This is a genomic window from Paraburkholderia dipogonis (assembly GCF_046027395.1).
GTDB lineage: Bacteria > Pseudomonadota > Gammaproteobacteria > Burkholderiales > Burkholderiaceae > Paraburkholderia > Paraburkholderia dipogonis_A.
Map to the genome: position 1 here is coordinate 36997 of NZ_JAQQEG010000014.1, position 12209 is coordinate 49205.

The window sequence follows — 12209 nt, forward strand, 5'->3', positions numbered from 1 at the left end:
AACCTGCATCAGGCGCCGTTCGGCGCCGTGACCGGCGCGCGATTGAAGAAATAGATGCCGTGCGGCGAACGGCCGACGGCAATCGTCTGGATCAGCTTACGCGTGGTCAGGTCGATGATGCCGACGTGCTTCGCGAAGCGGAACGTAACCCACAGATAGCGTTTGTCGGCGGAAAGTTCCATGTCATCCGGTCCCGGCATCAAACCGGTGATGTCGCCGACGTTGGTGAGCGTGTCCTCGTCGATGATGCTGATCGTGCTCGCCACGCGGTTCGACACCGCGACGTGCTTGCCGTCGGCCAACGAGCGGAAGTTGTGCGCGCCGTTGCCGGTGTGGATCGTCTTGACGATCTTCTGGTTGCGCCAGTCGACCACCGCGACGTAATCCGCGCCGGTCATGCCGACCAGCAGGTATTTCTCGCCCGGTGTCATCCACAGGCCGGCCGGCACTTTGCCGACCTTCATCTTCCACTTGACGGTTTGCGTGGCCAGGTCGATCGCGGCCAGTTCGCCCGATACCTGCAGCGTGACGAATACCGTCTTGCTGTCGTTCGTGAACGCCATGTGGCTCGGCATGACCGCGAGCGGCAGGCGCGAGGCCAGCGTCATCTGGTTCTTCTGGCCGTCGTAGTGATAGATGTCCAGACGGTCCAGACGCAGGCCCGTGGTAACCAGCCATTTGCGGTCAGGCGAAAACCCGATCTGGTACGGATCCTCGATGTTCTCGACCCAGCGCTGCACCTGGCCCGATTTCGGATCCACGAACATGAGATTGTTCGACACCGAATTCGCGACGATCAACGACGAATTGTCCGGCGTGGCCATCAGGTGGTGCGGTTCCTTGCCCGTGGGCACCGTGCCGACGACCTGGCGGGTCGCTTCGTCAATCAGGCTCAGCGTGGCTTCACCGGAATTGAGCACGATCACGTTGTTGGCGTGGGCCGCCGGAGAAAAAAAGCCTGTGGCGGCGACCAGCGCCGCGCCCGCGGCGACCGTGGCAGTCAAGCCCGGAAGAAAAAATTTACGCATGAAAACTCACTTCGGAGAACAACCATCATTGTAGAACGTTTGCCGGGGCCAGCGGTTGACGCAGGTCGGTCTGCGGCGCAAGAGAAATCAGGGGCACGATCCGTGGAGCGGCGCATGGCGAGCGGCTCGACAGAAAGTGCGATCGAGTCTTTCTGAAGGCGTCCGGTAATGAGTATCACGCCTGAAATGTCGAATCTTATCGAAAGCATATAAACACCGGAACTTGCCTAGATTAAACGAATAATTATCAGAATATATTCTGAACATTCCTTATTCAACGCTTCTCACATATTGACCAACCGAGACACGCCGACATAAAGCGATTTTTCCGCACTTACTTCAGATTTCACTGATCTCCCGTGCTGCCGTCAAATTAGACAATCTTGCCGCTGCATCGCCCACCCACTCAAACCGTGGATGCACGGGCGTGACGCGGTGTTTCGCACGTGAGAAAGAACGAAGGGCTGACTTACCAAAACAAAGCCTGCTGATCTTTATTTTGCGCGATTTATCAGGGCGATGAATCCATACACGAACACCTGCGTTCATGCGCCGCGCACTCACGCACTACTGCGGAGTTTTTAAAAATAATGAATAGCAATAACCCACTGGTTTGGTGTGAAGCGGCGCAAACGTCGCTGAGGACGCCTGCGACTGCACAATCAAAGACAAACCGCAAGAAGGCCATCGCGCGCGCGGTGCTGGTTTTGGCGGCATTGGCGGGTGGCGCGCCGGCGGCGCAAGCCGCCCTCTTCGTGGACACGAATGTTGACTCGCCCGGAAACGATACCGCCCCCAATGCTGGAGGCCAAGGCGGGATTGCGATCGGTATCGGCGCAAAGGCAGGGGGCCCCTACGCGACTGCGACGGGCTTCCAGGCGAGCGCGCAGGGCCGCCTGTCGATCGCGAACGGCGTGCAGGCAAACGCGCAGGGCGACAATTCAACTGCAATGGGCGTGCAGGCGATAACTGCAACTACTGCCACCTACGGAATCGCGATCGGCAATCAGGCTCTCGTCAGCGGCCTGGGCGCGATGGCATTCGGCGCATCCGCGCGGGCCACCAACCTCAACTCCGTCGCTATCGGTTATGCGGCGGCAGCCACGGTCGCCAACAGTGTCGCGCTCGGCGCGGGTTCAATCACGACCGTCGGCGCCCAGACCGGGTACAACGCCTACGGCCTCACCGCACCACAAACTTCGGTTGGCGAAGTCAACGTCGGCAACCGGACTATCACCGGCGTCGCCGCTGGTGCAGCCGACACCGACGCCGTCAACGCCGGTCAGCTCAAGGGTGCCATTACTGCTGCTACGGCTAATGCTGTCACATACGGCAAAAATGCGGACGGCACCGTCAACATGAACAGTGTCACGCTCGCGGGTCCCACCGCCACGGACGGCGGCGTCACGGGCGGCACGACAATCACCAACGTGCATCAGGGCGCAGTATCCGCCAGCAGCACCGATGCCGTGAATGGCGCCCAACTCTATGCGATCGCCGGCGACACCAGGACTGCCTATATCAAACAGAACGGCAGCGGTGTCAAGTACGTCCGGACCAACGATGACTCGCTGACGCCGGACGACGCTCATGCAAGCGCCGCCGGCGCTTCGGCGGTTGGCTACAACGCCCAGGCAGACGGCGACAACTCGGTCGCACTCGGCCGCGGCGCTCACTCGGAAACCGCCGGTGCCGGGGCCGTTGCAATCGGCTACAACTCCGACGCAGCGGCAATCGGCGCCGTCGCTACGGGCTATCAGGCGAGCGCATCGGCAGCGAATGCAATCGCAGTTGGCTATGCCGCATCGGCGAGCAGCGTGAACGGCGTCGCCGTCGGCAATGCGGCGCAAGCAAACGGCACAAACGCGGTGGCGCTCGGCGCGGGTGCCCGCGCCTGGCAAAATGGCATCGCGCTTGGTCACCTCGCGACCGCGTACGGGGCCGACGCATCCGCGCTCGGCTACGGCTCGCTCGCTTACGCCGACGGCTCCACAGCGCTCGGCGCCAACGCGAGGGTCTCCGGCGCCAACAGCGTGGCGCTCGGCTACAACGCCAGTGTTACCGCCGCGAACAGTGCCGGCGTTGGGGCGAACTCGACCACGACCGCGAATCTCAGGCAACCCGGCGAGGAATTTGGCACGAGCGGCGTTGTCGAGGCGACCAACGCTTTCGGCGAGGTGTCCGTTGGCTCGACAGGCAACGAGCGCCGCCTGACTAACGTGGCAGCGGGTGCGGCGGCCACCGACGCCGTCAACGTGAGCCAGTTGAGTGCGGTCGATGGCAAGGTCGACGCTATTGCGCAAAGCGGCACCCAGCACTACTTCAAGGCCGACGGCGCCGCCAACGGCACGGACGATGCCGTCGCCGCCGGTACGCACGCTGTCGCGACAGGGGTGCTCGCCACCGCATCGGGCGACAACGCCACGGCAGTCGGCGCCAATTCCGCGGCCGCCGCAACAGGCGCCGCCGCGCTCGGTGCGTATGCCTCCGCCACGTCAGGCGGCAGCATCGCGATTGGTTACAACGCCGTCGCCAACAATGCCGATTCAACTGCGATAGGCCATGACGCGAACGCGTCAGCGGACGGTTCGGTCGCCTTGGGCCAAGGTTCGGTGGCCAATCGAGCGAACAGCGTCTCCGTCGGCTCCGCCGGCAAAGAACGTCAGATCACCAGCGTCGCAGCCGGCACTCGCGCGACCGACGCCGTCAACCTGAGCCAATTGCAAGCGGCCAGTGCGACCGTCTCGCGCTACTTCAAGGCGAACGGCCTGAACGACGGCACCGACGACGCATCCGCGACCGGCAGCAACGCGGTCGCGATCGGCAGTTCCGCGCTCGCTGCGGGGCAAACTGCCTTTGCCGCCGGCTCCAGCGCGCGGGCGAGCGGCGATTTCAGCACGGCAGTCGGCGGCTCCGCGATCGCTCAGGGCGACGGTTCCATCGCGCTTGGCTATCAGGCCGGCGCAGGCAGCGCGAATTCGACCGCGCTCGGTTATCAGGCGACCGCCTCGGCTGCCAATTCCGTCGCACTCGGCCGAGGCTCGTTCGCGGACCGGGCGAACACGGTTTCGGTCGGCTCCGCCGGCAACGAACGCCAGATCGCGAACGTCGCGGCCGGCACCGCCGACACCGACGCCGTCAACGTCGCGCAGTTGAAAGCCGTGAGCGACCAGGGCGTCGCCAATGCCGCCAGGCTCGACCGCGCAGTCATGTATGACCAGAACGCCGACGGCAGCATCAATAAGAACAGCGTCACGCTCGGTGGCGATGCGGCGAGCGGCGGCACAGTGATCCACAACGTCGCAGCAGGTGTGGATGGAACCGACGCGGTCAACGTCAATCAGCTGACCGCTGCCATCGCGGGCGCGGTCAACAACGTGGTGGTCAACTCGGGCAATCCGTTCTTCAGCGCGGAAGGCAACCGCGATACCCAAGGCGCCATATCATCCGGCGCGCAGTCCGTCGCCGCGGGCGCCAGCGCGCAGGGCACCGGCACCAACGCGGTCGCAATCGGCGCAAACTCGCTTGCGAGCGGCGCAAACGCTACGTCACTCGGCGCAAACTCGATCGCCAGTGGCGCCAACGCCACCGCGCTCGGCGCAGCAGCAAACGCCAGCGCTGACAATTCCGTCGCATTGGGCCAAGGCTCAATCGCGGACCGGGCGAACAGCGTATCGATCGGCGCAGCAGGCCAGGAACGCCAGATCACCAACGTGGCGGCCGGCGTGCAAGGCACCGACGCGGTCAACGTCAATCAGTTGCAGCAAAGCGTCAGCGGAGCAGTGAGCCAGGCGAACAGCTACACCGACGACCAGATCCGCTCGGCCCGCCGCGACAGCTACGGCGGCACGGCGTCCGCGATGGCAATGGCCGGTTTGCCGCAGGCAGTCCTGCCGGGTCGCGGCATGGTCGCAATGGCTGGTGGCACGTACGCCGGCCAGTCGGCGTTGGCCATCGGCGTATCGCAGATTTCCGAAACGGGGAAGTGGGTCTACAAGCTGCAAGGCACCACGGATTCGCGCGGCCAGTTCGGCGCGTCGGTCGGCGCCGGCATGCACTGGTAGGCGGAACGGGCAGGACAGGCCGGGCCAAGGCGAGTCACGGCAATGGCCCGGACATCAATGTAGTGGTGCAACCGGCGCGAGCCCGAAAAAAGGCCCGCGCCATTTTGCGCGCGTCGCCATCCCGACAAGGCATGGCGTCGCCGCGCTTTTTTATTTGCGGCGCGAAAGCGCCGGCGTGTGACCGAAGCCGCCCACGCGCGGCGGCTCCTGCCGTTTCGATCACCGCTGCATCGACTCCCACACCTTGTAAAGCCGCTTCACCGAAACCGGCATCGGCGTACGCAACTCCTGAGCAAACAGCGAGATCCGCAGTTCCTCCAACAACCAGCGGAACTCCGACAAGCGCGGATCCAGCACGCCCCCGCGTTGCGCCCCCTCGCGCTGATAGTTCTGCAGCAGCGGCTGGAATTCGGCGAACTGCCGGGCGTCGCGCGCGGAGTCCGCCTTCAGCTTATCAATGCGCAGCGCGATCCCTTTCAGATAGCGCGGGAAATGCGCCAGTTGTGCGTACGGCGTGTCGACGACGAAGCGCTTGCCGATCAGTCCGTCGAGCTGGTTCTGCAGATCGGCGTGCGCCGCCGTGAACGACTTCGCCTGCACCAGCTTCTTCGCCACGGTCGCGTATTCGCTCAGAATCTGCCCGACCAGCCGGGCAATTTCCTGAGCCAGCAAGGTCAGGCGGCTGCGGCCTTCGTCGCGGCGGGTGTGGAAACTGACGTCGTCGTCGGGCAATGGGTCTTGCAGACAGGCGCGGTCGAGCGCGGTATCGATCAGTTGATCGCGCAACTCTTCCTGCGTGCCGCGCGGCATGAACTGCATCGCCATTTCGCGCAGACCCGGCAGATTCTTTTCCAGATACTTGATCGGCTCCTTCAACTGCAACGCGAACAGCCGGCGCAATCCCGCGCGATGAATCCGCGCGGCTTCGTCCGGTGAATCGAACACTTCGACGTCGCAATGCGTGACGCGATCCACCAGCGCCGGATAACCGAACAGCGTCTGCCCGCCACGACGGATTTCGAGCAACTCGGGCAGCTTGCCGAAATTCCACGTCGTCAGCTTTTCATACAGCGCCGTGCCCTGCGCGCCGGCTTGCGCTGCGGTCTGCGGACCTGGCACGGCGGCACCACCCTTGCCTCGCTGCGCGCCTGCACCGGCCGCGCCACCGGACGCTTGCGACGGCGTCGCCACACCGCCGCCGCCCGCATCCGCCAACGCCGCGCCAGCAGCACTCGACGCGATCTTCTGAAAATGCTGCTGCGCCTGGCCGCCGAGTTCGGCGCGCAGTTGCGACATGTTGCGGCCCATCGCGAGCTGGCGCCCATGCTCGTCGACGACCTTGAAGTTCATGAACAGATGCGGCGGCAAGGTCTCGAGCTTGAAGTCCGACTGCTTCATCGCGACCTGGGTCTGCTCGCGAATATCGGCGATCAGCGACTCGAGCAAACCGCCCGCGCCGAAGCGCGGACCGCTGTGCCGGTCGACGAAACCCGCCGCGTACTCGGGCAGCGGCACGCAATGACGGCGCAGCTTCTGCGGCAAGGACTTCAGCAGCAGTTGCGTCTTCTCCTTCAGCATGCCGGGCACGAGCCATTCGCAGCGCCGCGCATCGACCTGATTCAGCGCATACAGCGGCACGGCGAGCGTCACGCCGTCGCGCGGCGAACCCGGCTCGAAGTGATAGGTGAGCGCCATTTCGACGCCCGCCATCGTCATCCGTTTCGGGAAAAGATCGGTGGTCACGCCGGCGGCTTCGTGCCGCATCAAGTCGTCACGCGACAAATACAGCAGGCGCAGCTTGTCTTCCGGCTGGCCGCTCTTTTTCACCTCGTCGCGATACCAGCGCTCGAACGACGCGCCGGTGTAAATGCCCTTCGGCAGCGCCTGATCGTAGTAGGCGAAAATCAGTTCGTCGTCGACCAGTACGTCCTGGCGGCGCGACTTGTGTTCGAGTTGCTCGATATCGGCGAGCAGCTTGCGGTTGTGCGCGAAGAACGCGAGCTTCGTGTCGAACTCGCCTTCTACCAGCGCGCCGCGAATGAACAGCTCGCGGGCGCGCGCCGGATCCTGTTTGCCGAAGCTCACGCGCCGCCGGTGATAGATCGGCAGCCCGTACAGCACCGCGCGCTCGAACGCCGAGACCTGCGCCGCGCGCTTCTCCCAATGCGGCTCGGAGAGCGACTTCTTCAACAGATGCGCGCCGATCCTCTCGATCCACTCCGGCTCGATCTTCGCAATACAACGCGCGTACAGCCGGCTCGTCTCGACCAGTTCGGCGGCCATCGCCCACTTGCCGGCTTTCTTCACCAGCGCCGAGCCCGGCCACAGATAGAACTTGATGGCGCGCGCGCCGAGGTAATACGGCTCGTCGTCGGCTTTCAGGCCGATGTTGCCGAGCAAGCCCGTCAGCAGCGCGAGATGGATCTGCTCGAAAGTCGCTTCTGCTTCGTTCAGCCGCCAGCCGTGCTCGCGCACCACGGTCAGCAGTTGCGAATGCACATCGCGCCATTCGCGCAAGCGCAGTTGCGACAGGAAGTTCTTGCGGCACTCCTCGTGCAATTGCTTGTTCGACTTCTTGTGCGCGATCGCTTCTTCGAACCAGTTCCAGATTTTCAGCCACTGCAGGAATTCGGAGCGCTCGTCGGCGAAACGGCGATGCGCCTGGTCGGCCTGCTCCTGCGCTTCAATCGGCCGGTCGCGCGGATCCTGCACGGACAACGCGCTCGCGATGATCAGCACTTCCTTGAGCGCCTGCTGGTCGCGCGCGGCAAGAATCATCCGGCCGACACGCGGGTCGAGTGGCAGGCGCGCGAGTTCGCGGCCGAGCGACGTGAGCTGGTTGTCGTCGTCGACGGCGCCCAGTTCGTTGAGTAACTGATAGCCGTCGGCGATTGCGCGACCCGGCGGCGGCTCGATGAACGGGAACGTCTCGATTGCCGTCAGATGCAGCGACTTCATGCGCAGAATCACCGACGCCAGCGACGAGCGCAAAATCTCCGGATCGGTGAAGCGCACGCGGCCTTGATAGTCGCTTTCCTCGTAGAGGCGAATGCAGATGCCGTCGGCCACGCGGCCGCAACGCCCGGCCCGCTGATTCGCGGCGGCCTGTGAAATCGACTCGACTTGCAACTGCTCGACCTTGTTGCGATACGAGTACCGCTTCACGCGCGCGAGGCCGGTGTCGACCACATACCGAATGCCCGGCACCGTCAGCGAGGTTTCGGCTACGTTGGTGGCCAGCACGATGCGGCGCGCGTTCGAAGTGCGGAACACGCGTTCCTGTTCGGCCGCGGAAAGCCGCGCGAACAGCGGCAGGATTTCCGTATGCGGCGGATGATGCTTGCGCAGCGCCTCGGCGGCGTCGCGGATTTCGCGCTCGCCGGGCAGGAACACGAGCACGTCGCCGGGACCTTCGCGACAGAGTTCGTCGACGGCGTCGACGATGGCGTCCATCAGATCGCGATCGGTTTCGCGCTGGGTTTTCGGCCGGTCGCCGCGCGGCGCGGACGACGCATTGCCTTCCGCGGCCTTCACGGCGGGGCTGTCTTCCGCGACCGGACGGTAGCGCACCTCGACGGGATAAAGCCGCCCGCTCACCTCGATCACCGGCGCGGGCTTCTCTTCGCTGCCGAAGTGTCGCGCGAAACGGTCCGCGTCGATCGTCGCCGAGGTCACGATCAGCTTCAGATCGGGCCGCTTGACGAGAATTTCCTTCAGATAGCCGAGCAGAAAGTCGATGTTCAGGCTGCGCTCGTGCGCCTCGTCGATGATTAGCGTGTCGTACGCTTTCAGCAGCGGATCCGTCTGCGTTTCGGCGAGCAGGATACCGTCGGTCATCAGCTTGACGGAGGCGCCCGGCGACAGATTGTCGGTGAAGCGCACCTTGTAGCCGACCACTTCGCCGAACGGTGTGCCGAGTTCTTCGGCGATGCGGCGGCCCGTCGCCGACGCGGCGATCCGGCGCGGCTGCGTGTGGCCGATCAGGCCCGAGCCACCCGCGCCGAGCCCGCGCCCGAGTTCGAGGCAGATTTTCGGCAGCTGGGTGGTTTTACCGGAGCCGGTCTCGCCGCAGACGATCACGACCTGATTCTGGGCGATGGCTTTGGCGATTTCCTCGCGCCGGCCGGAAACCGGCAACGCTTCCGGGTAAGTAATCGGCGGAATCGGATTCGGCTCGACTACACGCGGCGCGCGCGGTGCACGGGGCTCACGTGGCTGCTGCGGTTCGCGGCGGTTCGCGCTGTGCTCGGTGTCGCTGGCTGCCTGCGATTTTTGCGCGGACGCACCGCCGGATTCCCGGCGCGATGCCCCGGCTTGCTCGGGCGTGCGACGCGGTTGTGCTCCGGCTTGCCCAGTCGCGCGACTCGGCTGCTCTCCGCCTCGAGGGGGCGCGAGACCTGGCTGATCGCCACGGCCGCCACCTTTCTGCTGATTACCGCCCGGCAGATTCACAGGCCGAGCGCGCCGCTCGCCACTTTGCCGCGGTTTCTGCTGGCCCGGCGAGGCGCTCTGCTTCTGCGAACGGCCCGTGTTTTGGCCTGCGCCCCGATCTTCCTCGCTGCGCGGCGATTGCGACTCGCCGCCTCCGGCGTGTTTCGCGGCCTCAGCGCCTACCTGGCGATGGGCCTTGTGGGAGGAATCATTTTTCTGCGCCGGCGCCTGCGCATTTTCCGCGGCGCGCCGCGACTCACGCGCCGTGTGCGGCGTGTTGCGTTCGGCGGCCTGCGCATCGCGGCGCTTCGCGTCGCCGGCCTTCGGTTGATCGGCGGCCGGCGCCGGATTCTCGTTCGCCGCAGCGGGACTTTTGGGTACATTCGACATGGGGGCGCATTATAATCCCCGGCATGAATTCCCAAACCGACCTCGTCCCCGCGCCCGCGAGCGCTCCGGCCCCCGCCGGAGCAACGGAAGATCTCGCCCAGCACGCGCAATTCGTCGACTGGATGCGCTCAGTCGCCCCTTACATCCATGCGTTCCGCAACAAGACGTTCGTCGTCGGCTTTGGCGGCGAGGTGGTGCATCAGGGGCTCCTGAACGCGCTCGTGTCCGACATCGCGCTCTTGCAGGCCATGGGCATCCAGATCGTGCTGGTGCACGGCTCGCGCCCGCAGGTCGAGGAACAGATGAGCCTGCACGGCGTGGAGTCCGAGTTTTCGCACGGCATGCGCATTACGGACGCACGCGCGCTCGAATCCGCGAAAGAAGCGGCCGGCGAAGTGCGTCTGGATATCGAGGCCGCGATCAGCCAGGGTTTGCCGAATACGCCGATGGCGCACGCGCACATCAGCGTGGTGTCGGGCAACTTCGTGACGGCGCGGCCGGTGGGCATTCTCGACGGTGTCGATTTCGCCCACACCGGCGTGGTGCGCAAGATCGACGCCGATTCGATCCGCCACTCGCTCGCGAGCCGCAAGCTGGTGCTGCTCTCGCCGCTCGGCTTCTCGCCCACTGGCGAGGCCTTCAATCTGGCCATGGAAGACGTGGCGTCCGCCGCGGCGATCGCCCTGCGCGCCGACAAGATCGTGTTCCTGACCGAAACGCCGGGCCTGATGGAAGCCGGCGAAGAAGGCCCCGTACTGGTGCGCGAACTGTCGCTCGACGACGCCTACAAGCTGCACGAAAGCGGCGAGGTCACCGGCGACGCGGGCTTCTACCTGAAGCACTCGATTCGCGCCTGCCGCGGCGGCGTGGCGCGGGCGCACATCATCCCCTACGCGCTCGACGGCAGCCTGCTGCTCGAACTGTTCCTGCACGACGGCGTGGGCACGATGATCTCGTACGAGAACCTCGAAAGCCTGCGCGAAGCCACGCCGGACGACGTCGGCGGCATTCTCGCGCTGATCGAGCCGCTCGAATCGGACGGCACGCTGGTGCGGCGCGGCCGTCACCAGATCGAACGCGACATCGACCACTTCTCGGTGATCGAGCACGATGGCGTGCTGTTCGGCTGCGCGGCGCTGTATCCGTACACGCAGGAGCGCATCGGCGAAATGGCGTGCCTGACGGTCGCCCCCGAAGCGCAAGGCACCGGCGACGGCGAACGGCTGTTGAAGCGCATCGAGCAACGCGCGCGGGCGCGCGGCCTGACGCGCATTTTCGTGCTCACCACGCGTACCGAACACTGGTTCCTCAAGCGCGGCTTCGTCAAAGTCACGGTCGACGACCTGCCGGAAGACCGCCGCAGACTCTATAACTGGCAGCGCAAGTCGCTCGTGCTGATGAAACAGCTCTGAGCGGCCTCATATAAAGCGACTGCCCGCCCCGACATTGACACAACAACCATTTTTTATGGGACCGGAGTAAAAGTGCTGAAGCACTAACTCCGGTCGACAAAGGAGAAGCACAGCATGACTCGTATGGTTCAATGCGCGAAGCTCGGCAAGGAAGCCGAAGGCCTCGATTTCCCGCCGCTGCCGGGCGAACTCGGCAAGCGGATCTACGAAAGCATTTCGAAGGAAGCCTGGCAGGCCTGGTTGAAGCAGCAAACCATGCTGATCAACGAAAACCGCCTGAACATGGCTGATCCGCGCGCACGCCAATACCTGATGAAGCAGACCGAAAAGTTCTTCTTCGGCGAAGGCGCGGACACGGCGCAGGGTTATGTGCCGCCGTCGGCTGAGTGAACGCTTTCGCGCTTCAGGCTGCATCAACGAAATCCGCGCCGTGGGCGCGGATTTTTTTCGTCTGCGCCGTCGTGCCTCGCCACTAAAATCGACCCGGCGTGGCCGCTCCAGCGCCCCCACGAAACTCTCCAGACGGTACATTTCCGCGCCGTTTTAAGCCCCTTTTCCAGACTGCCAGGATCCGCTCGATCCCCCGCCCCGCAAGGGATTGAGCGCCTTCGCAAAGCTCCCCACCGGACACCGGGTTTGCACGATCCTCTGTTATCGTGCTATCATGTGCCTCGTTCCAACAGCATTTCACCTTCATTCACGTTCTCTTCAGATTGGCGCGCAGTGCGTGTGCCATGCCGAAATTGAACAGTTTTTATACAAGAAGGCTCGTCGGTCGCTTCCCCGTTTCATGCGCCCCTTCATGGACCCCATGAGCGGCGAATAAAGCACCGGCCTTTTTCGTTTCAAGCCTTCCAGCGGCGCATGGGCCAGCTTTCAGCCAC

General features: G+C 64.4%; 5 protein-coding genes. 3 read left to right on the plus strand and 2 right to left on the minus strand.

Annotation, left to right across the window (positions count from 1 at the left end):
* Positions 1 to 8: 8 nt before the first annotated feature.
* Complete coding sequence (locus PQR32_RS15845) at positions 9 to 1028, minus strand: YVTN family beta-propeller repeat protein (protein WP_408203657.1); 1020 nt, start codon at positions 1026 to 1028, stop codon at positions 9 to 11.
* 590 nt (positions 1029 to 1618) lie between these two features.
* Between PQR32_RS15845 and PQR32_RS15850 the strand changes: the two genes are divergently transcribed.
* Positions 1619 to 5092 (plus strand): YadA family autotransporter adhesin, encoded by a 3474-nt coding sequence (locus tag PQR32_RS15850; protein WP_408228309.1) that lies wholly within the window; start codon positions 1619 to 1621, stop codon positions 5090 to 5092.
* Positions 5093 to 5311: 219 nt separating this feature from the next.
* Here the strand turns inward: PQR32_RS15850 and hrpA are convergent, their stop codons facing one another.
* Positions 5312 to 9913, minus strand: coding sequence for an ATP-dependent RNA helicase HrpA (gene hrpA / locus PQR32_RS15855; protein ID WP_408228312.1), 4602 nt, complete (start codon positions 9911 to 9913; stop codon positions 5312 to 5314).
* Positions 9914 to 9936: 23 nt separating this feature from the next.
* Here hrpA and argA point away from each other — a divergent pair, with 23 nt between their 5' ends.
* Both argA and PQR32_RS15865 read left to right on the plus strand, forming a co-directional pair.
* The gene (argA, locus tag PQR32_RS15860) at positions 9937 to 11325 is read left to right on the plus strand and encodes an amino-acid N-acetyltransferase (RefSeq protein WP_012433610.1); all 1389 of its coding nucleotides are present in this window, start codon (positions 9937 to 9939) and stop codon (positions 11323 to 11325) included.
* Between the two features lie 114 nt (positions 11326 to 11439).
* Positions 11440 to 11715, plus strand: a complete 276-nt coding sequence (locus PQR32_RS15865; protein ID WP_073427523.1) for an oxidative damage protection protein — start codon at positions 11440 to 11442, stop codon at positions 11713 to 11715.
* Positions 11716 to 12209: the final 494 nt, after the last annotated feature.